Origin of the sequence: Roseomonas sp. 18066, assembly GCF_902706185.1 — a bacterium.
GTDB lineage: Bacteria > Pseudomonadota > Alphaproteobacteria > Acetobacterales > Acetobacteraceae > Pseudoroseomonas.
On the sequence record NZ_CACSJM010000032.1, the window covers coordinates 1 to 18,679 of the forward strand.

The following is an 18,679-nucleotide window of genomic DNA, read 5'->3' on the forward strand; positions in this document are numbered from 1 at the left end:
GGGCGGGCTGGGCGAGAGAGACGGCGGGCAGCAGCGGCAGCCCCGCCATGGCGGCGAGGATCGGGCGACGTTGCATGGGCGTTTCTTCCGGTTCTTGCTTGGTTGGCTCCCGGCGGCCGGCCTCTTCGGACCGGGCCACCGCTGCCGAGCTTGCCCGTTACGCTTCATGAACTCCATGCAATTGCCAGCGACCCGCCTCCGAACGGCCTGCGGCAGCACGGATAGAAAGAAAAGAAGGGGGTTCAGGGGGAATTCATTCCCCCTGATACTTGTCTTTCCAGCTTCTGAGCGCGTTGGGGTAGGGCAGGGCCGTGGCCTCGTAGACCCCTCGGGCGATGGCGCGCGCCATGACGATGCCGGCGAGGTGCCCCAGCTCGACCAGCGACCCCCCCGGCTTCTCCCCGGTGGCGGCGGCGAAGACGGTGTCGCCGTCATTGGGCGCATGGGCGGGCAGGATGGCGCGGGCCAGGCCGTCATCGGCCATCAGCGCCAGGCGGCGGCATTCGGCTTTGGTCAGGGTGGCGTCGGTGACGACCATGCCGATGGTGGTGGCGGTGACGGCGCCTTTCAGCCGGGGGCGCAGGTCGAAGCTTTGGGGCAGGCCGAGGCCGCCGAATTCCTTGTCCTGCTCGAAGGGCGCGGCCCAGAAATGGGGCCCGTCGCCGATCAGGGGCGAGCCCACCGCGTTCACCGCCACCAGGGCCGAGACGATATGGCCGCTGCTGGCGATGGCGCTGGCGCTGCCGATGCCGCCTTTCACCAGGGGCGTGGTGGCCCCGGTGCCGGCGCCGACGCTGCCGAGCGCGAAGGCGCCAGGCCGGGCGGCCAGCGCCGCGTCGTAGCCCATCTGGCGATAGGGGGAGAAGCGGCCCCAGTCCTTGTCGCCGCCATTCGCCAGGTCGAAGAGGATGGCCTGGGGTGCCAGCGGAATGGGCATGCCGCCGAAGATCTGACCGCGCCCGGCCTCGCGCAGCATCGCCTGGACGCCGCCCGCCGCGTCCAGCCCGAAGGTGGACCCGCCGGACAGGGTGATGGCGTCGATGCGCTGCACCGTGGCGTCGAGGTCCAGCAGCGCGGTGTCGCGCGACCCCGGGGCGCCGCCGCCGATATGGACGGCGGCCACCGCCGGCGGCTCGAAGATCACCGCGGTGACGCCGGAGCCGAGGGTGAGGTCGGTGCAGTGGCCGACGCTGACGCCGGCGATGTCGGTGAGCAGGTTCAGCATGGCCGCCATCATGCCCGGCTGGTGGCGCGGTTCAAGCCGGTCTGGCCCGGCATTTGCTGGTGGGGCCGGCCGGTCGCTCCCGCGGCTGTGAAGGAATTTTGACGTGGCGCCCGTCTGCGGGCAGTTTGCGCCCCGGAGGTCGCCTGATGAGTATGCCCGCGCCAAGCCGTCTGCTGTTCCATGCCGCCGTCGCCGCCGCCTTCGCGCTGATCCTGGCGCCGGTGGTGATGGTGATGGTGATCAGCGTCTTCCGGCAGGAGATCGTCAGCTTCCCGCCGCTGGGGCTGACGCTGAACTGGTATGTCAATGCCTGGGACCGGCAGGAATTCGCCCGCGGCTTCGTCTCCAGCCTGCAGGTGGCGCTGCTGGCGACGCTGATCGGGGTGCCGACCGGCACGGCGGCGGCCTATGCCATCGCCCGCGGCTGGCTGCCGGGGAAGGGTGCGGTGAACACCCTGCTGCTCAGCCCGCTGGCTGTGCCGGGGGTGGTGGCGGGCACCGCGCTGTACATGTTCTACCTGCGCGCGGAATTCTGGGTGGATGCCGATATCACGGCGACCTTGCACGGGCTGGTCGCCGCGCATGTGCTGCTGACCATTCCCTGGACGGTGCGGCTGGTCTCGGCGAGCCTGGCCAATCTCGACACCTCGGCGGAGGAGGCGGCGGCCAATCTGGGCGCCCGGCCCTTCACCGTGTTCCGCCGGGTGACGCTGCCGATGATGCGGCCGGGCATCGTCGCCGCCTGCCTGTTCTCCTTCATCCAGAGCTTCGAGAACCTCGAGCTGTCGCTGCTGCTGGTGGGGCCGGGGCGGACGACCCTGCCGGTCGCCATGCTGAGCTATCTTGAATTCCGCATCGACCCGACGCTCGCCGCCGTGGCCACGGTGCAGATCCTGCTGGTCGCCGGGCTGATGCTGCTGACCGACCGCTTCGTGAAACTGTCGAGGGTCGTGTGACGCGCTTGCACCACGCCGAAGGAGAGCATTGATGGGCAATCTGGTGCTGGAAGCGCTGTGCAAGCGCTACGGGTCGTCCACCGCGGTGGAGCGGGTCGACCTGGAGGTGAAGCAGGGCGAGATGGTGGCGCTCCTCGGCCCCTCGGGCTGCGGCAAGACCACGACCTTGCGCATGGTCGCCGGCTTCATCCCGCCGAGCGAGGGCCGCATCCTGATCGGCGGCCAGGATGTGACGCGCCGCCCGGCCTATGCCCGCGACACCGGCATGGTGTTCCAGTCCTATGCGCTGTTCCCGCATATGAGCGTCGGCCAGAACGTGGCCTTCGGGCTGGAGATGCGCAAGGTCGGCCGCGCCGAGCGCGATTCCCGGGTGATGGAGGCGCTGCGGCTGGTGCGGCTCGACCACCTGGCCGACCGGCTGCCGCGGCAGCTGTCGGGCGGGCAGCAGCAGCGCGTGGCGCTCGCCCGCGCGCTGGTGGTCAATCCGGCGGTGTTCCTGCTGGACGAGCCGCTGTCGAACCTGGACGCCAAGCTGCGCGGCGAGGTGCGGATGGAGATCCGCGCGCTGCAGCAGCGCCTCGGCCTGACCACCCTGATCGTCACCCATGACCAGGAGGAGGCGCTGACCATGGCCGACCGGCTGGTGGTCATGGAGCGCGGCCGGGTGCGCCAGGTCGGCACGGCGGAGGAGCTCTACGAGAACCCCGCCGACCCCTTCGTCGCCGGCTTCGTCGGCCGCTGCAACCTGGTCGAGGGCCGGCTGGAGGGGGCCGACGGCTTCCGCGCCGCCAGCGGCGCCCTGCTGCATTGCGATGCCGCGGCGGCGCAGGCGCATCCCTACGCGGCGCTGCTGGCGCTGCGGCCGGAGCGCATCGCGCTGCAGCCGGACCCGCAGGGCGGCGGCCGGGTCACGGCGGTGACCTATCTCGGCGCGCAGACCGAATATCTGGTGGAGCAGGATGGCACCGCGCTGCTGATCATCCGCCCCACCCCCACTTTGGCCGACCCGCTGCGGCGGCTGGCGGTGGGCGATGCCGTGACGCTGAGCTGGGAGGCCGCGGCCGCCCGCCTGCTGCCGGCCGCGTGACTCGATCGTTCTGAATTGACCCTCTGACATGACTCTGGGAGAGCTGGCATGAACATCACCCGTCGCGCGACCCTGGCCGGCGCTGGCGCCGCCTTCGCGTCCATCACCGCGGGCCTGCCCGGCCTGGCCCGGGCCCAGGCCAAGCAGGTGGTGGTCGGCACCTGGGGCGGCGATTACGGCGAGCTGCTGCGCGCCAATATCGACCAGCCGCTGATGGGGCCGCAGGGCATCGAGGTCCTGCAGGACATCGCCAATGCCGATCCGCGCAAGACCAAGCTGCTGGCCGAGCGCCAGGCCCGCCGCGGCACCTTCGACGTCGCCTGCCTGTCGGACACCGACATGCACATGCTCTCGGCCCAGGGCAGCTTCGACACGCTGGAGATGGCCAAGCTGAAGCGCGGCCCGGCCATCCTGCCGGCGCTGGCCAAGCCCTATGCCGTGCCGCACATCTATTCGGCGCTGGTGCTGCTGTACAACCCGAACAAGATCACGACGCCGCCCAAGGGCTTCGCCGACATGTTCGACCCGAAGTATCGCGGCCGCGTCGGCTTCTCCGACATCCTCTACAGCACCAACACCTTCGCGGCCGCCATGGCCGGCGGCGGCGCCTTCAACAACTACGCGCCGTCGCAGAAGAAGCTGATGGAGCTGCGCTCGCTCGACGCCAAGGTCTATCCGTCGAACGAGGCGCTGGCCGGCGCGCTGAAGTCGGAGGAGGTCTGGATGACGCCGATGTGGCTCGCCCGCGGCTTCATGTGGCAGAAGGCCGGCATCCCGGTGAAGCATGTCGTCCCGTCGGAAGGCGCCTATGCCATCGTCTTCGAGATGGCGGTGCCGAAGAACAGCCGCAACAAGGACAATGCCTACGCCTATATCGACGCGGCGCTGCAGCCGGCCGCCCAGGCCGCCTTCGCCGACCGCATGGGCTATCTGCCGACGGTCAAGGACGCGCCGCTGCCGGCCGAGATCGCCAGCCAGATCAGCCTGACCGAGGCCGAGCAGGCCCGGCTGCGGGCGCCGGACTACGACTACCTGCTGAAGACCCATGCCGAGATCCTCGATTTCTGGAACAAGCAGTTCAAGGCGTAACCCGATGGCCGCGCTCGTCCTTCCCGCCGGATTGCTGGTGCTGCTGCTGCTGGTCGCGCCCATGCTGCTGCTGGCGCGCATCTCCCTGAACCAGTTCAGCCCCACCGAGCTCATGGTGGAAGCGACGACCGCGGAGAACTACCTGCGGGCGCTGCAGGACCCGTATTACCAGCAGGTGCTGGCCACCACGCTCGGCGTGGCCCTGGGCAGCACGCTGCTGGCGCTGGCCCTCGGCTTCCCCGCCGCCTATTGGCTGGCCCGCATGCAGAGCCGCTGGAAGAGCATCGCCACGATCCTGGTGCTGTTCCCGCTGCTGGTCGGCAATGTGGTGCGCGCCGCCGGCTGGATGGCCCTCCTCGGCAATGAGGGGGCGATCAACGCGGCGCTGAAGGGGCTCGGGCTGATCACCACCTCGCTGCCGCTGCTCTACAACACCGGCTCCGTCGTCACCGGCATCGTCGCCGTGGTGCTGCCCTACATGATCCTGACGCTGGCCTCGGTGATCGAGAGCATCCCGCGCCAGGCGGAGGAAGCGGCCTCCAACCTGGGCGCCAGGCCCTTCACCGTGTTCCGCCGCGTGGTGCTGCCGCTGGCGCTGCCAGGGGTCGCCGCCGGCTCGGTGCTGGTGTTCATCCTCTGCATGAACACCTACGCCTCCGCGGTCCTCCTCGGCGGACCACAGTTCAAGATGATGGCGCCGGCCGTCTACGACCAGTTCGTCCGCGGCAACAACTGGCCCTTCGGCGCCGCTCTCGCCTTCATTCTGCTCGCCGTCACCTTGCTGCTGACCATCATCGGCAGCACACTGCTCGGACGGAAATACCGGACGGCTTGAGAGGGGCACAGCCCCTCTCAAACTCTCCCCGCCAGGAACCTTAGGTTCCTGGACCTCCCACCAGACAGGGACAAAGAAGATGGACGCGAAGCCGCAGACGGGTGAGGAAATCACCTGGCGCAATCAGAAGAACGGCATGCCGCCGGTGCCGGCCTCGACCGGCCGCGATTGCGGCGCGGGGCCCTTCAAGCGGCTGGTGCTGCGCGGCGCGACCATCATCGACGGCACCGGCGCGCCGCCCTGGGGCCCGGCCGATATCGTCATCGAGAACGACCGCATCGCGGCCATCGTCGCCGTCGGCACCCCGGGCAAGCCGATCAGCCCGTCCCGCCGCCCGGCCGCCGGCGACCAGGAAATCGACTGCCACGGCAAGTTCGTGACCCCGGGCCTGATCGACTGCCACGCCCATGCCGGCGTCCCCTACCACGCGCTGCACGGCACGCCCGCCCCGGCCGATTACGTCTACAAGCTGTGGCTGGCGCATGGCGTCACCACGGCGCGCGAGATGGGCGGCTTCAGCGGCCTCGGCTGGATGCTGGAGCAGAAGAAGGCCTCGCAGGAGAACCGCATCGCGGCGCCCCACCTGGTGGTCCATTCCTACTTCCCCGCCGTCAACGACATGCTCAAGACCCTGCACACGCCGGACGAGGCGCGCAGCTGGCTGCGCGACCTGAAGTCGCGTGGCGCGGATGGCGTGAAGTTCTTCGGCGCGCCCCCGGCGATCATGAAGGCGGCGCTGGCCGAATGCCGCGAGCTCGGCCTGCGCACCGGCTGCCACCACGCCCAGCAGGCGGTGACGCGGATGAACGCGCTGACGACGGCCGAATGGGGCCTGACCAGCGCCGAGCATTATTACGGCCTGCCCGAGGCGCTCTACGACAACCGCGTCGTCCAGAGCTACCCGGCCGGCTACAACTACAATGACGAGTATTTCCGCTTCTCCTCGGCGGGCCAGACCTTCCAGCAGGCGGCCGAGCCCGGCAGCGCGAAATGGAACGAGGTGATGGAGCGCTTCCTGGCGCTCGACTTCACCTTCGTCCCCACCTTCTCCATCTACGACGCCAACCGCGACGTGATGCGCACCCGCCGCGCCGACTGGCATGACGACTACACCTGGCCCAGCATGTGGCGCTTCTTCCAGCCCGCCCGCGGCGGCCACGGCTCCTACTGGTTCAAGTGGTCGACGGGCAACGAGATCGACTGGAAGCAGCACTACCGCCTGTGGATGACCTTCCTGAACGAGTACAAGAACCGCGGCGGGCGGGTCTGCACCGGCAGCGACAGCGGCTTCATCTTCCAGACCTATGGCTTCGGCTATGTGCGCGAGCTCGAGCTGCTGCAGGAGGCCGGCTTCAACCCGCTGGAAGTCCTGCGCAGCGCCACCATCCAGAGCGCCGAGCTGCTCGGCGTCGATGCCGAGACCGGCAGCATCGAGACCGGCAAGCGCGCCGATCTCCTGGTGCTCGACGAGAATCCGCTGGAAGACTTCAAGCTGCTCTACGCCACCGGCGCGCTGCGGCTGAACGACGCGACCGGCCAGGTCGAATGGCGCCAGGCGCTGCGCCACACCATCCGCGCCGGCCTGGTCTTCGACATCCCCGCCATGCTGGCGGACATCAGGAAGATGGTCGCCGACCAGAAGGCGCTCGAGGCCGAGGCGGCGAAGACGCCGGAAACCGCGCCGGCATGAATGACGCCACGATGCCGGCCGAGTTCATCCTGCTCGCCGGCTTCCTGGGCAGCGGCAAGACCACGCTGCTGCGCGACTGGCTGGCCTTGCCGGAGGCCGCGGACACCGCGGTCATCGTCAACGAGGCCGGCCAGATCGACATCGACGGCGCCGTCATCGCCGAGAGCGGCCCGCTGCCGCTGGCCATGCTCAGCAATGGCTGCGTCTGCTGCTCGCTGACCAACGACCTGGTCTTCACCGTGCAATCCCTGCTGGAGGGGCGCGAGAAGGCCGGGCTGCCGCCCTATCGCCGCATCATCCTGGAATGCAGCGGATTGTCGCGGCCGGGGCCGATCCTGCGCAGCCTGGGCCCGCTGGCGCCGCTCGGCCTGCGGGTGCGCGCCGTCGCCACCTGCGACGCGGCCCAGGCCGAGGCCCGCGCCGCGCATTTCGACGAGTTCGCGGCGCAGATCGCCGCCGCCGACGTGATCGTCGTCACCAAGCTGGACCAGGCCGAGGGCGACACCGCGACCGCCCTGGCCGCCGCCGTCAACCCGTTGGCCGCCCGCGTCGTCGAGCCCGACCCGGCCCGCCGTGCGCTCGCCGCCTTCACCACGCCGCCGGGCGCCGCCATGCCGATGCCGGCGGAGGCTGGTCCCCATCCGCGCATCGGCGTCCATCTCGTCGAATTTCTCGACGAGGCCAGCTGGGACGACCGCCTCGACTGGATGGAAAATCTGGCCGCTTTCGCCGGCGAGCGGCTGCTGCGGCTGAAGGGTTTCCTGCATCCCGCCGAGGATGACAGCGCGGCACTGCTGGTGCAGGTGGTGGGCACGCTGTTCAGCCCGCTGTCGCGCATGGCGCGGACCGCGCGCACGCCGGAAGCCCTGGTGGTCATCGCCCGCGACCTGACGGCGCAGGAGCTGTGGTCGATGGCGCCCGACGCGCCGGTGCGGATCTCGCGCTATGCCGATGGCGCGCGCCGGGCGGAGCCGGCCGGATTGCGTTGAACGCAAAATGATTTCCCCTGCGGCGCCGGCTGCAGCATGGGCTTCGCCATCTTGAAGTCCTTGAAAGGTGCCTCGATGTCCAACCCACCGCCCGCGATCCCGCAGCTTTCGGCGCAGCAGGCCTTCCTGCGCCTGTCGAAATCCTCCTTCGGCCTGGCGCTGGCGGCGGCGGCGCTGGTGGCCGTCTCGCTGTTCGTGCCCTTCCTCGCCGTCCACACCAACCTGCCTTTCGCCGGCCAGCGCAGCGGCGCGCTGAACGGTGCCGACGCGGCCGGCTGGACCGCCTGGGCGACGCTGCTGCTGTTCCTGGTCGCCGTCGCCGCCCGCCGCATCGCGCCGCTGCAGCCCTATCGCAGCCTGATCGACATTGCCGCCCTGCTGATGGCGGCGGGCATGCTGGCCTGGGCCTGGTTCTACAACCCGGTCGCCGGCCAGGCGGCGCAGCTGTCGCAGCTGGCCGGCAGCCTGGGCGGCGCGATGCGCAACCCGATCAGCTTCGGGCCGCATCTGGGCATGGGGCTGGTGGTGCTGGGCATGCTGGTGCTGGGCCTGTCGCGCCGCGGCCGCTGAGGGTCGACGCCGCCCGGTCCAACCGGGCGGCGTTTTTTCTATTTTCGCTTGCGGGCCACGAAGGCGCCCAGCATCCGCGCCGGCTCGTCGCCCTCGAAGGCGGCGGCAAAAACCGGAATGCTGGCTTCCGCCCCGGCATCCGGGGTCATCGATTCCCATTGTCGCAGCAGGGCTTTCTGCGACCGGATGGCGGCGGGGCCGGTCTTCAACAGCAGAGCGATCCATTCCTCCAGCGCGGCGTCGAGGGCCTCTGGCGCGACGCAGCGTTCGACCAGCCCCCAGCGTTCGGCCTCTTCGCCGGTGATGGTCTCGCCCAGGAGAAGAAGCCGCCGCGTCCGCCCCCAGCCGATGAGGCCGGGCAGCAGAGAGGCCTCGACGACCGAGGGGATGCCGACCACCACCTCCGGCATGCCCAGATGCGCGGCGTGGCTCGCGATCCGCAGGTCGCAGGCGGCGGCGAGCTCCAGCCCGGCGCCCAGCGCCAGCCCCTGGATGCGGGCGATGGCCGGCACCGGCAGGTCGCGCAAGGCCCGGCAGGCGGCATGCACCGCCTCGATGAAGCGGCGCGCTTCCTCGGGCCCCGACAGCCCGGCCATGACGCCGATATCGGCGCCGCCGACGAAGGCGCGGTCGCCCGCGCCCTGCAGCACCAGCCCGCGCAGCCCGGGATCGTCGGCGTAGCCGCCCACCACGGCGGCAACTTGCAAGAACATCGCCTCGGTCATGGCGTTCAGCTTGGCCGGGCGGTCGATGGTGACGCGGGCGATGCCCTGTTCGTCGCGCGCGTGGCGGATCAGTCCTTCGCTCATGTCGGCTCGATGTTCAGGCGTCGCACCCGATCCCCCCAGATATCCAGCTCGCGCCGCATGAAGGCGCCGAATTCGGCCGGGCCCATGCTGCGTGGCGCCAGGCCCTGCAGGGCCAGCCGGTCGCGCAGCGCCGGCTGCGCCAGCACCCCGGCCAGCACCGCATTGGCCCGGGCGATCACCGGCTCCGGCGTCGCGCGCGGCGCGGCCAGGCCGAACCAGACCGACAGGTCGTAGCCGGGCAGGGTCTCGGCCACCGCCGGCGTGTCGGGGGCCAGCGCGAAGCGCTGGCCGGAGGTGACGGCGAAGGCCTTGATGCGGCCCTCGCGCAGCTGCGCCGGGCCGTTGACGAAGTCGGTGAAGGTGGTGGTGATGCGGCCGGCGACCACATCGGTCAGCGCCTCGGCGCCGCCGCGATAGGGCACGCCCAGCATCTGCACCCCGGCGCGCTGCGCCAGCAGCGCCGAGCAGATCATCGCGCTCTGGTTGCCGTAGCTGTAGGTCAGCTGGCCGGGCCGGGCGCGGGCGATCTCCAGCAGCTGCGCCAGGTTGGCCGCCTGCAGCCCCGGCGTCACCGCCAGCATGTAGGGGCAGTCGCAGAGATAGCCGACCGGCGCCAGGTCGCGCAGCGGGTCATAGGGCAGGGCGCGCAGCACATGCGGGTTCAGCGAGGCGGTGGAGACGCTGATCGCCAGCAGCACGCTGCCATCGGCCGGCGCCTGGATGGCGGCCTGGGTGCCGACCACGCCATTGCCGCCGGCGCGGTTCTCCACCACCACCGGCTGGTGCAGCGCCTGGCCCAGCGCCTCGGCCACCGTCCGGGTCATGGCGTCGGTGATGCTGCCGGGCGGGAAGGGGACGATGATGCGCAGGGGCCGCTCCGGCCAGGCGGCCGCGGCGGGGAGGGCGGCCAGCAGCGCCGGGGCCGCCAGCAGGGAACGGCGGCCGATCATGGCGAGGCCTCGCTGGCCAGGAAGCGGTGGATCGCCGTGTTGTCGACCTGCGGCCCCAGCGCGTCCAGCGCCGCCGACCAGCGCAGCCGGCAGGTGGCGAGCGCGGCAGCGGGGAAGCCGGTCTCCTCGGCGATGCTGCCCGCCGTCTCCAGGTCCTTCCGCATCAGCCCCAGCTGGAAGCCGGCATCGTAGCGGCGGTTCAGGATGGCCTGGCGCAGCTTGGTCTCGGTCGCGACATTGCGGCCGGAGGAGGCGTTCAGCACCTCGGTGAAGATCTCGGGGTCGAGCCCGAGCTCCTCCGCCATGTGCACCGCCTCGCAGGCGGCGAGCAGCCCGGCGGCATAGACGAAGTTGTTGAGCGCCTTCATGGCATGCGCCGAGCCGACCGGGCCGGTGCGGATGATCGTCGCCCCCAGCCGTGCCAGCACCGGCCGGGCACGGGCGCATTCGGCCTCGGCGCCGCCCAGCATGATGGCCAGCGTCCCGTCCCGCGCCTTGGGCACGCTGCCGGAGACCGGGGCATCGACCAGCGCTGCGCCGCGCCCGGCCGCCGCCGCCGCCCAGCGCCGCGTCTCGGCGGGGACGGAGGACCCCATGTCGACCAGCAGCATGCCGGGGCGCAGATGCGGCAGCAGCCCTTCCATCACCGCTTCCACCGCCCGGCTGTCGGGCAGCATCAGCAGCAGGATGTCGCTGCCGGCCGCCAGCGCGGCGAGGTCGGCGACGGTCTCCGGCGGGTGTCCGGCCGGCGCCGCGGCGGCCAGGGCGGCCAGCGCCTCGGGGCTGCGGTCGGCGATGCGCAGCGGCGGGGCGCCGGGCGGGCTGGTGGCCAGCAGGCGCAGCGCCATCGGCCGGCCCATCATGCCGAGGCCGATGAAGCCGAGCCGGGGGGATGGTCCGGGCGCAGGGCAGGCGGCGGCCGTGGCCGCGGGCAGGCTGTCCATCGACGTTTCCCTCGCATTCTTGCTTGCGAAGGATGATCCACCCGGCCGCCGGGGCTTGCCAACCGCTTTCGCGCGGGGCCAACCGCTTTCCCGCGAGCGGCTCAGCCGGCGGCGCCGCGTTCCCAGACGGTGAAGACCCCGGGGCGGGTGGCGCCCATGGCGGCGGCGAGCCCGGCATGGTCGAAGCCGGGCAGGGCCAGCAGCCAGTCGACCAGCTGGGCCTCGCCTGCCGCGCCCTGCGGGCAGCGCAGCGCCAGCTGGCCCCGGGCATCGAGGAACTGCCACCAGCCATCGGCGCCGAGCGGCCCGCTGGCCTCGGCCTCGACCCGCACGCCGGCGATCCTGGCCAGGGCCAGGTCATGCCGGTGGCCGGCGGGGTCGGTGAGCCGCAGCGCGCCGTCCTGCAGCGCCACCTGCCAGCCGCGCCGCCGCCGCAGCCGGGCGAGAAGCCGGGTCAGCACGGCGCCGGCCGGGATGCACGTCCAGGCGTCACCGGATCGGCTAGATCTGGCGCTCGGTGGCGCTGCGCGGCGCCTTGGGCGTGCTGGTGGGGGTCGCGCCGGACAGCGGGGCGTCGCCGCGGTTCGCCTGCGCGATCACCGTGGCGCCCAGGCCCAGCGCCGCCAGCAGCGACAGCACCGACCAGTATTGCATTGGGATCCAGAACAGCGAATGCCGCGGCCGCAGGATCAGCCGCTGGCCGGTGCGGGCGTCGATCAGCTCGCGCCCCGGCCCGCCATTCAGCCGCCGCCCGACCCACCAATTGGCGGCGCCGCCCAGCAGCACCAGCAGGGCGGTGGCCAGGCCGAAGGCCAGCGGCGCCGGCTTCGAGCCCAGCACCGCGAACAGCGCGGCCATGCCGGCGCCGGGCACCCCCACCAGGATCAGCACCGTCAGGATGCCCCAGCCCTGCCAGATGATCATTTTTCCACCCTCGCTCGCTTGCCTGCTCTGACTACTGCGCGGGCGGGGCGGCGCCCAAGACGGCCAAGCCGGGTTTCGCGCGGATGTGCGCTCACGAAACGGCGGGGAGGGGGCCGGGCGCGGCGGCCTTGCCCAAGTCTTCTGATAACCTTAAGACTTGTTCGAGAGGCCGGGGCGACCCGCGCCAGCCCCCTGACAGGAGAGTGCGAGATGAAGGTTCTGCAGCGCGACGAGCTGACCCAGGAGCCGCTGCCCGGCCGCGTGCTGCAGCGGGCGATCGGCCGCAACTCGGCTTCCGGCAGCGGCAAGATGACGGTGTCCTTCTGCCGCTATGCCGCCGAGAGCGGGCCGATGGAGCCGCACCACCATGCCGAGGAGACGGTGGTGATCCTGGCCGCGCAGGATGGCTGGATCCGCAAGGGCCCGGCCAAGGACGACCTGCCGGAGAAGGTGCCGGTGACCGCCGGCACCATCCTGCATTTCGCCGAGCTGGAATGGCATGTCTTCGAATATGGCGAGGGCGGCTTCATCGACGCCGTCTGCATCTACGGCCAGGTCGACAATATCCGGCCCGAGGACATCGTCGCCCAGGCCTGAGCGGCCTTCACTTCACCGCGCAGCGGGCCAGGCAGCTGCTCATATGGGCGGCGGCCGCGGCCTGGGCGCCGGGGACATTGCCGGCGCGGATGGCGGCCAGGATGGCGGCATGCTCGGCCAGCACCTCGGCCGCCTCCCACTGGCTGCCCTCGGGGCGGGAGGCCAGCACGCTGTCGCGGATATGATGGCCGAGGAAGGTCACGAACTTGACGAAAAGCTCGTTGTTCGCGGCCTCGGCGATGCCGCGGTGGAAGTCGAGATCCTCCTCGACGCCATTGCCGCCGGCGGCGACCGCGGCCTCCATTGCCTGATGCGCCCGCTTGATCTCAGCGAGCTGCCCCCGGGTGGCGCGCGCCGCGGCCAGCCCGGCGGCGGAAATTTCGGCGCCCATGCGCAGCTCAAAAATCTTGCGGGCGGAATCGGGGCCGGGCTGCAGCAGCGGCTGGATGCGGAAGGGCTGGTTGCTGCTGGGCGCGGCCACGAAGGCGCCGGCGCCCTGGCGGGTCTCGATCAGCCCCTCGGCGCGCAGGCTGGAGATGGCCTCGCGGATCACCGCCAGGCTGACGCCATATTGCTCCGCCAGCTGCTGGCCGGTGGGCAGGCGCGCGCCCGGCGCCAGCCGCCCCTCGGCGATGCCGCGGCTGAGCGCGCCCACCACATGGTCGGCCAGGCTCGGCTTCGCCACGCCCACGACACCCCTGGCCAAGCCCTCCGGCATCTGTCCTCGTCCCCTGTCCATGCAACCCGCCCGGCCATCCTAGCACCGCGCGATCTTCCGCGCAGCCCGGATTGCCAAGCCGCGAAGTCTTATGATAACCAGATTTCAACTTGGAGGGAATGCGATGCGAGGCACGCGACTGCACCGGATGCTGGCCAGCGGCGACTGCGCCCTGAACGGATGGTCGGCCATCCCCAGCCCCTTCCTGGCCGAGGCCATGGCGCATCAGGGCTTCGACTCCATCACGCTGGACCTGCAGCACGGGCTGATCTCCTTCGACGCGGCGCTGGCCATGCTGCAGGCGATCAGCACCACCGACGTGACGCCGCTGGCCCGCGTCGCCGGGCTGGAGCCGCCGGCGATCATGAAGCTGCTGGATGCCGGGGCCATGGGCATCATCTGCCCGCTGATCGACAATGCGGCCCAGGCCGCGGCCTTCGTCTCGGCCTGCCGCTACCCGCCCTTCGGCGGCCGCTCCTTCGGCCCGACCCGGGCGCAGCTCTATGCCGGCCGCGACTACGTGGCCAAGGCGAACGAGACTATCTTGACCTTTGCCATGATCGAGACGGTCGAGGGTTTCGACAATGTCGACGCGATCCTGGCGGTGCCGGGCCTCGATGGCGTCTACATCGGTCCTTCGGATTTGAGCTTTACGCATGGCCATGATCCCGTGACCGGACCGGAACAGGCAGAAATGCTGGCCCGGATCGACGCCATCCGGGATGCCGCGCGGCGGGCGGGGAAGAAGGTCGCCATGCACAGCTCGGCGATCGACTATTGCGTCGCCATGTGGGGCCGCGGCTTCGACATGGTCACGGCGCCGAACGACAACCGGCTGTTCGGCATCGGCACGCAGCAGCTGATGACGGCGCTGGACCGCAAGGCCGCCGCCCCGGCGCCGCGCGCCGGCTACTGACATGACGGACCTGCTGCCCGCGCTCGCCGCCATTGTCGGCCCCGCCCATGTCATCGCCCCCGGCCATGACCAGGCGCCCTTCGTCACCGACTGGCGCGGTCGCTACCACGGCCGGGCCGAGGCGGTGGTCCGCCCGGCCGACGCGGCGCAGGTCTCCGAGGTGGTGAAGCTCTGCGTGGCGCAAGGCGTGGCGGTGGTGCCGCAGGGCGGCAACACCGGCATGTGCGGCGCCGCCGTGCCGCCGGCCGAGGGCCGCGCCGTGGTGCTGCGGCTCGACCGGCTGAACCGCATCCGCTGGGTCAGCAGCCTGGGCGACGCCATCGCCGTCGATGCCGGCTGCATCCTGGCCGAGATCCAGCAGGCGGCCGAGCGCATCGACCGGCTGTTCCCGCTGAGCCTCGGCGCCGAGGGCAGCTGCCAGATCGGCGGCAACCTGTCGACCAATGCCGGCGGCACCCAGGTGCTGCGCTACGGCACCATGCGCGAGCTCTGCCTGGGGCTGGAGGTGGTGCTGCCGGACGGACGCCTGCTGGAGACCATGACGGCGCTGCGCAAGGACAGCACCGGCTACGACATCAAGCAGATGTTCGTGGGCGCTGAGGGGACGCTCGGGATCATCACCGGCGCGGTGTTGAAGCTGTTTCCGCGGCCGCGCGCCTCGGCCGTCGCCATGGGCATGGCGGAGAGTTTCGAGCAGGTGCAGGCGCTGCTGGCGCTGGCCCGCAGCCGGCTGGGCGACCGCCTGTCCAGCTTCGAGGCCATGTCGCGCCGCCAGGTCGAGGTCATCGCCCGCCACATGCCGCAGGTGGCGATTCCTTTCTCGCTCGAGGCCGGCTGGTACGTGCTGGTCGAGCTGTCCGACACGCTGAGGGGCGACGCCCTGCCGGCGCTGCTGGAAGAAATGCTGGGCGAGGCACTCGAAAAAGAACTGGTGATGGATGCCATCGTCGCCAGCAGCCAGGCCCAGGCCGAAGGGCTCTGGCGCATCCGCCACAGCGTCTCGGAAAGCAGCAAGGCCGAGGGCTATGTCGTCAGCCATGACAGCGTCGTGCCGCTGGAGCGCCAGGCCGATTTCATCCGCGGCGTCGAGCAGGCGATCGAGGCGGTCTCGCCCGGCGCGACGGTGGTCATGCATGGCCATGTCGGCGACGGCAACATGCATGTGCTGGCCATCCTCGACCCGAAAGCCTTCGCCGATGCCGCGGCGCTGCAGGACCGCGCGGCGGCGATCAGCCTGGCGGTGGATGGCGTGCTGGTGCCGCTGGGCGGCGCCATCAGCGCCGAGCATGGCATCGGCATCGCCAACCGCGCCCGGCTGGCCCGCGCCGCGCCGCCGCTGGAGCTGGAGCTGATGCGACGTTTCAAGGACCTGCTGGATCCGCAGGGCCTGATGAATCCCGGCAAGATCCTGGTCTAGCCACCCGGCAGCGTCCGGGAAAGCTTTGAGGAAACACAAGCAATGAACATCACCCGTCGCGGCCTTGGCGCCGCCGGCCTGGCGCTGGGCGCCACCCCCTTCACCGGCGCGCGTCCCGCGATCGCCGCCAACGAGGCCTATCCCTCCGGCCCGGTGCGGGTGGTCATCCCCTTCGCGCCCGGCGGCTCGGCCGATGTCTTCGGCCGCATGATCGCCGAGCATCTCGGCCGCGAGTTTGGCAAGCCTTTCGTCTGCGAGAATGTCGGCGGCGCCGGCAGCACCCTGGGCATCGGCCAGGTGGCGCGCGCCGCCCCCGACGGGCAGACCATCGGCCTGGGCTCGATCTCCGGCCTGTCGATCATCCCGGCCTTCGGCAATGTGCCGATCACCTACAAGGTCGACGACTTTCTGCTGCTCGGGCAGATCACGACGATCCCCAACGTGCTGGCGGTGAACCCGAAGACGGTGCAGGCGCGGTCGGTCGCCGAGTTCATCGCCTGGGCCAAGGCCAATCCGGGCAAGGCCACCTATGGCACCCCGGGCGTCGGCACCAGCCAGCACCTGGCGGCCGAGCTGTTCCAGGCGATGACCGGCACCTCGATGGTGCATGTCCCCTATCGCGGCTCGGGGCCGATGGTGGTCGACCTGCTGAGCGGCTCGATCGACCTGTCCTTCGACAATATCCCGCTGCTGCTGCCCTATGTGGCCGACAAGCGCCTAGTGCTGCTGGGCAGCGCGACCCGCGAGCGCCCCGACTTCGACCGCAGCCTGCCCGCCATCGCCGAGACCCTGCCGGGCTTCGAGGCGGTCGCCTGGCACGGCTTCTTCCTGCCCAAGGGCACCTCGCCGGAGATCGCCGGGCGGCTGTCGCAGGCGATCATCGCCTTCATGAAGCAGCCCGCCACCATCGCCCGCTTCGCCGAGCTGGGGGCGACGGCCTATAGCAGCACGCCCGCCGAGTTCACCGCCTTCGTGAAGCAGGAAACCCAGCGCTGGGGCCAGCTGATCGCCGAGCGGAAGATCCAGCCGAGCTAGCCCCTACCAGGCAGGGTGCCGCGGGCGAGGGGGCTGGGCGCGAAGCACCAGCCGTTCCGCCCATGCGCCTTGGCCTGGTAGAGGGCGGCATCGGCGCGCGCCATCAGCGCGTCGATGCCCTCCGGCTGCGGCCCTTCCTGCCGGCTGCTCAGCGCCAGGCCGATGCTGGCGCCGACCGAGGCGAAGTTGCCGGCAAGGTCGAAGGGCTGCGCCACGCTCTCGACCAGGCGCTGGGCCACCTGGGCGGCATCCTCGGGCGTCGCCAGCGGCTCCAGCAGCAGGCCGAACTCGTCGCCGCCCAGGCGCGCCAGCGTGTCGCTGCCGCGCAGCTGCGCCCGCATCCGCGCCGAGACCTGCACCAGCAGCGCATCGCCCTGGGCATGGCCCAGCGTGTCGTTGACCAGCTTGAAGCGGTCCAGGTCGATGGCCAGCAGCGCGAAGCCGTTTCCGCCGCGGGCCCGCAGCGTCGCCTCGGTCAGCTTCTCGCGGAACAGCAGGCGGTTGGGCAGGTCGGTCAGCGCGTCATGCAGCGACTGGTGGCGGAAGCGCTCGTTGAGGTCCTCCATCTCCTCGCACATCAGCTGGGCGACGCGGTCGATGCGGCGGCGCTCGCGATCGGCCTCCTCATAGGCGGCGCTGACGGAGGCCAGCAGCAGCGGGATGTCGTAGTCGCCCCCGGTCCGGCGGGCGCGGCGCAGCTGGCGGGCCAGCAGGCGGTGGCAGCCAGCGCCCTCAATCATCGGCGATGGCTTCCGCCAGCAGCAGGGTGGTCATGGTCTGGTTGTGCAGGTCGGTCTCCGGCGCGCCGGCGGCGCAGCAGATCTCGCCATAGCCGTAGAAGCCGATCGGCGGGCTGCCCTCGCCCAGCGCCAGGGCGGCATCCTCCACCTCCTCGGCGGCGCGCTCGCCCAGCAGCTGCAGCCGGCCGATGCAGCTGACCATCAGCGCCAGCCGGTCGCCGGGCAAAGCGGGCATCGCCGCCCGCGCCTGGCGCGCCGCATCGGCCGCCGCCATGGCGACGCGGTCCAGGTCGCCGCGCATCAGCCGCGCCAGGTGGCCGGCCGGGACATTGCCGGCGAAGCTCATGCTGCCGGTCGCGGGGTCGAAGCGGATCAGGGTGCGCACCACCGCCTGCTCCGGCTGGCCCGGCGGCCAGACCAGCAGCGGGAAGGTCAGCGCGTCGCTGGAGCCCACAAATTCATCGCCCAGGTAGCGCCGGTACAGCTCCAGCGCCGGGCGGCCATCGAGCTCCTGCAGCAGGCTGCCGCTGGCGCAGGTGACGACGCGGCGCGGCCCGAAGGGGTCGACGCCCGAGGCGGCGCCGGCGCCGATGCGGATATGCGGCCCGTAGAAGCCGATGGCGGCGGCCAGCCCCTGGCGCGGCGGCCCGTCGATGCCGAGGCCGGGCGGCCCCGGCTCCTCCGGCCGCTCGGTGTCGGACAGCATGCCGCCGAACAGCGCGCAGCCGCGGCCCAGCCGGTCGCGCAGGCCGGCCAGCAGCTCGCTGCCATTGACCCAGATGCCGTCGGCCAGCACCAGCACCCCGGCCAGGTCCGGCGCGGCCAGCGCCGCCCCCAGCGCCTGGCCGGCGCGGCGGTCGTCGCCGGTGCCGGCCACCGCCTGCTCGACGATACGGAAGGGCGTGGCCTTGAAGCGCAGCGCCACGGCGACGGCGCCGTCGCGGTCGAGCTCCGCCCCGCGCATCACCGCCTGGGCGCCGCCGACGACGATCCGCGCCTGCGGGCACGCGTCGCGCAGGGGGGCGAGCGCGGCCTCCAGCACGGCGCCGCGGCCGAAGCAGAGGACCAGCCCGGGCACGAAGCCCAGCGCCTCCAGGGGCGGGGACCAGCCGCGATCGGCGGTCCAGTGGAACTGGCGAAGGCGCATCGCGGCAGGGAAGCATGCGGGTGCTGAGCGAAGCGTGAAGA

General features: G+C 71.4%; 20 protein-coding genes. 11 read left to right on the forward strand and 9 right to left on the reverse strand.

The genetic code is table 11. The annotated features are described in order from the left end of the window. Window positions 1–253: 253 nt before the first annotated feature. Window positions 254–1,225, reverse strand: coding sequence for a P1 family peptidase (locus tag GVN67_RS08960; RefSeq protein WP_235035198.1), 972 nt, complete (start codon window positions 1,223–1,225; stop codon window positions 254–256). Between the two features lie 146 nt (window positions 1,226–1,371). On the opposite strand from GVN67_RS08960, the gene GVN67_RS08965 reads away from it, so the two are divergent. From GVN67_RS08965 to GVN67_RS08995, 7 genes are all read left to right on the forward strand, one after another. Beyond that, window positions 1,372–2,181 (forward strand): ABC transporter permease, encoded by an 810-nt coding sequence (locus GVN67_RS08965; RefSeq protein ID WP_159994961.1) that lies wholly within the window; start codon window positions 1,372–1,374, stop codon window positions 2,179–2,181. 31 nt (window positions 2,182–2,212) lie between these two features. Continuing rightward, a complete protein-coding gene (locus GVN67_RS08970) occupies window positions 2,213–3,268 on the forward strand; it encodes an ABC transporter ATP-binding protein (RefSeq protein ID WP_159994963.1) in 1,056 nt (351 codons plus the stop codon). Between the two features lie 48 nt (window positions 3,269–3,316). Continuing rightward, window positions 3,317–4,357, forward strand: a complete 1,041-nt coding sequence (locus tag GVN67_RS08975; protein WP_159994965.1) for an extracellular solute-binding protein — start codon at window positions 3,317–3,319, stop codon at window positions 4,355–4,357. A 4-nt stretch (window positions 4,358–4,361) separates the two neighbouring features. After that, window positions 4,362–5,192: an ABC transporter permease gene (locus tag GVN67_RS08980; RefSeq protein WP_159994967.1), complete on the forward strand. Its 831-nt coding sequence runs from the start codon at window positions 4,362–4,364 to the stop codon at window positions 5,190–5,192. Between the two features lie 79 nt (window positions 5,193–5,271). After that, the gene (locus GVN67_RS08985; RefSeq protein WP_159994969.1) at window positions 5,272–6,882 is read left to right on the forward strand and encodes an amidohydrolase family protein; all 1,611 of its coding nucleotides are present in this window, start codon (window positions 5,272–5,274) and stop codon (window positions 6,880–6,882) included. Further along, window positions 6,879–7,871, forward strand: coding sequence for a GTP-binding protein (locus GVN67_RS08990; RefSeq protein WP_159994971.1), 993 nt, complete (start codon window positions 6,879–6,881; stop codon window positions 7,869–7,871). The genes GVN67_RS08985 and GVN67_RS08990 overlap by 4 nt, the downstream gene beginning before the upstream one ends. Before the next feature lie 75 nt (window positions 7,872–7,946). Next, complete coding sequence (locus GVN67_RS08995) at window positions 7,947–8,441, forward strand: hypothetical protein (protein WP_159994973.1); 495 nt, start codon at window positions 7,947–7,949, stop codon at window positions 8,439–8,441. 38 nt (window positions 8,442–8,479) lie between these two features. On the opposite strand, the gene GVN67_RS09000 is transcribed toward GVN67_RS08995, so the two are convergent. From GVN67_RS09000 to GVN67_RS09020, 5 genes are all read right to left on the reverse strand, one after another. Next, complete coding sequence (locus GVN67_RS09000) at window positions 8,480–9,250, reverse strand: enoyl-CoA hydratase (protein ID WP_159994975.1); 771 nt, start codon at window positions 9,248–9,250, stop codon at window positions 8,480–8,482. Further along, window positions 9,247–10,200: a tripartite tricarboxylate transporter substrate binding protein gene (locus GVN67_RS09005; RefSeq protein WP_159994977.1), complete on the reverse strand. Its 954-nt coding sequence runs from the start codon at window positions 10,198–10,200 to the stop codon at window positions 9,247–9,249. The genes GVN67_RS09000 and GVN67_RS09005 overlap by 4 nt, the downstream gene beginning before the upstream one ends. Continuing rightward, window positions 10,197–11,144 carry an NAD(P)-dependent oxidoreductase gene (locus tag GVN67_RS09010; protein ID WP_159994978.1) on the reverse strand — a complete coding sequence of 316 codons (948 nt, stop codon included), beginning with the start codon at window positions 11,142–11,144 and terminating at the stop codon, window positions 10,197–10,199. Before GVN67_RS09010 ends, GVN67_RS09005 begins: the two co-directional genes overlap by 4 nt. A gap of 101 nt (window positions 11,145–11,245) precedes the next feature. After that, window positions 11,246–11,605 (reverse strand): hypothetical protein, encoded by a 360-nt coding sequence (locus GVN67_RS09015; RefSeq protein ID WP_159994980.1) that lies wholly within the window; start codon window positions 11,603–11,605, stop codon window positions 11,246–11,248. Window positions 11,606–11,645: 40 nt separating this feature from the next. Continuing rightward, window positions 11,646–12,068, reverse strand: coding sequence for a hypothetical protein (locus tag GVN67_RS09020; protein WP_200845185.1), 423 nt, complete (start codon window positions 12,066–12,068; stop codon window positions 11,646–11,648). A gap of 210 nt (window positions 12,069–12,278) precedes the next feature. Between GVN67_RS09020 and GVN67_RS09025 the strand changes: the two genes are divergently transcribed. Further along, window positions 12,279–12,665, forward strand: coding sequence for a hypothetical protein (locus GVN67_RS09025; RefSeq protein WP_159994982.1), 387 nt, complete (start codon window positions 12,279–12,281; stop codon window positions 12,663–12,665). A gap of 7 nt (window positions 12,666–12,672) precedes the next feature. On the opposite strand, the gene GVN67_RS09030 is transcribed toward GVN67_RS09025, so the two are convergent. Next, window positions 12,673–13,383, reverse strand: coding sequence for a FadR/GntR family transcriptional regulator (locus GVN67_RS09030; RefSeq protein WP_159994984.1), 711 nt, complete (start codon window positions 13,381–13,383; stop codon window positions 12,673–12,675). Between the two features lie 124 nt (window positions 13,384–13,507). Between GVN67_RS09030 and GVN67_RS09035 the strand changes: the two genes are divergently transcribed. The 3 genes from GVN67_RS09035 to GVN67_RS09045 are packed head-to-tail and all read left to right on the forward strand — an operon-like array spanning window position 13,508 to window position 16,751. After that, complete coding sequence (locus GVN67_RS09035) at window positions 13,508–14,299, forward strand: HpcH/HpaI aldolase/citrate lyase family protein (protein ID WP_200845186.1); 792 nt, start codon at window positions 13,508–13,510, stop codon at window positions 14,297–14,299. A gap of 1 nt (window position 14,300) precedes the next feature. Beyond that, window positions 14,301–15,716, forward strand: a complete 1,416-nt coding sequence (locus GVN67_RS09040; protein WP_159994986.1) for an FAD-binding oxidoreductase — start codon at window positions 14,301–14,303, stop codon at window positions 15,714–15,716. A 42-nt stretch (window positions 15,717–15,758) separates the two neighbouring features. Further along, on the forward strand, window positions 15,759–16,751 hold the full coding sequence (locus tag GVN67_RS09045) for a tripartite tricarboxylate transporter substrate binding protein (RefSeq protein ID WP_159994988.1): 993 nt from the start codon (window positions 15,759–15,761) through the stop codon (window positions 16,749–16,751). Here GVN67_RS09045 and GVN67_RS09050 read toward each other — a convergent pair. Together GVN67_RS09050 and GVN67_RS09055 are read right to left on the reverse strand one after the other, a co-directional pair. Further along, window positions 16,748–17,491: a GGDEF domain-containing protein gene (locus GVN67_RS09050; RefSeq protein ID WP_159994990.1), complete on the reverse strand. Its 744-nt coding sequence runs from the start codon at window positions 17,489–17,491 to the stop codon at window positions 16,748–16,750. The genes GVN67_RS09045 and GVN67_RS09050 overlap by 4 nt on opposite strands. After that, window positions 17,484–18,638: an FIST signal transduction protein gene (locus GVN67_RS09055; RefSeq protein ID WP_159994992.1), complete on the reverse strand. Its 1,155-nt coding sequence runs from the start codon at window positions 18,636–18,638 to the stop codon at window positions 17,484–17,486. Before GVN67_RS09055 ends, GVN67_RS09050 begins: the two co-directional genes overlap by 8 nt. Between the last annotated feature and the right edge of the window lie 41 nt (window positions 18,639–18,679).

Excerpts from the sequence above, each read along its gene's own strand:
- GVN67_RS08960 (WP_235035198.1), bottom strand. The coding sequence starts at position 1,225 with ATGCTGAACCTGCTCACCGACATCGCCGGCGTCAGCGTCGGCCACTGC.
- GVN67_RS08965 (WP_159994961.1), top strand. The coding sequence starts at position 1,372 with ATGAGTATGCCCGCGCCAAGCCGTCTGCTGTTCCATGCCGCCGTCGCC.
- GVN67_RS08970 (WP_159994963.1), top strand. The coding sequence starts at position 2,213 with ATGGGCAATCTGGTGCTGGAAGCGCTGTGCAAGCGCTACGGGTCGTCC.
- GVN67_RS08975 (WP_159994965.1), top strand. The coding sequence starts at position 3,317 with ATGAACATCACCCGTCGCGCGACCCTGGCCGGCGCTGGCGCCGCCTTC.
- GVN67_RS08980 (WP_159994967.1), top strand. The coding sequence starts at position 4,362 with ATGGCCGCGCTCGTCCTTCCCGCCGGATTGCTGGTGCTGCTGCTGCTG.
- GVN67_RS08985 (WP_159994969.1), top strand. The coding sequence starts at position 5,272 with ATGGACGCGAAGCCGCAGACGGGTGAGGAAATCACCTGGCGCAATCAG.
- GVN67_RS08990 (WP_159994971.1), top strand. The coding sequence starts at position 6,879 with ATGAATGACGCCACGATGCCGGCCGAGTTCATCCTGCTCGCCGGCTTC.
- GVN67_RS08995 (WP_159994973.1), top strand. The coding sequence starts at position 7,947 with ATGTCCAACCCACCGCCCGCGATCCCGCAGCTTTCGGCGCAGCAGGCC.
- GVN67_RS09000 (WP_159994975.1), bottom strand. The coding sequence starts at position 9,250 with ATGAGCGAAGGACTGATCCGCCACGCGCGCGACGAACAGGGCATCGCC.
- GVN67_RS09005 (WP_159994977.1), bottom strand. The coding sequence starts at position 10,200 with ATGATCGGCCGCCGTTCCCTGCTGGCGGCCCCGGCGCTGCTGGCCGCC.
- GVN67_RS09010 (WP_159994978.1), bottom strand. The coding sequence starts at position 11,144 with ATGGACAGCCTGCCCGCGGCCACGGCCGCCGCCTGCCCTGCGCCCGGA.
- GVN67_RS09020 (WP_200845185.1), bottom strand. The coding sequence starts at position 12,068 with ATGATCATCTGGCAGGGCTGGGGCATCCTGACGGTGCTGATCCTGGTG.
- GVN67_RS09025 (WP_159994982.1), top strand. The coding sequence starts at position 12,279 with ATGAAGGTTCTGCAGCGCGACGAGCTGACCCAGGAGCCGCTGCCCGGC.
- GVN67_RS09030 (WP_159994984.1), bottom strand. The coding sequence starts at position 13,383 with ATGCCGGAGGGCTTGGCCAGGGGTGTCGTGGGCGTGGCGAAGCCGAGC.
- GVN67_RS09035 (WP_200845186.1), top strand. The coding sequence starts at position 13,508 with ATGCGAGGCACGCGACTGCACCGGATGCTGGCCAGCGGCGACTGCGCC.
- GVN67_RS09040 (WP_159994986.1), top strand. The coding sequence starts at position 14,301 with ATGACGGACCTGCTGCCCGCGCTCGCCGCCATTGTCGGCCCCGCCCAT.
- GVN67_RS09045 (WP_159994988.1), top strand. The coding sequence starts at position 15,759 with ATGAACATCACCCGTCGCGGCCTTGGCGCCGCCGGCCTGGCGCTGGGC.
- GVN67_RS09050 (WP_159994990.1), bottom strand. The coding sequence starts at position 17,491 with ATGATTGAGGGCGCTGGCTGCCACCGCCTGCTGGCCCGCCAGCTGCGC.
- GVN67_RS09055 (WP_159994992.1), bottom strand. The coding sequence starts at position 18,638 with ATGCGCCTTCGCCAGTTCCACTGGACCGCCGATCGCGGCTGGTCCCCG.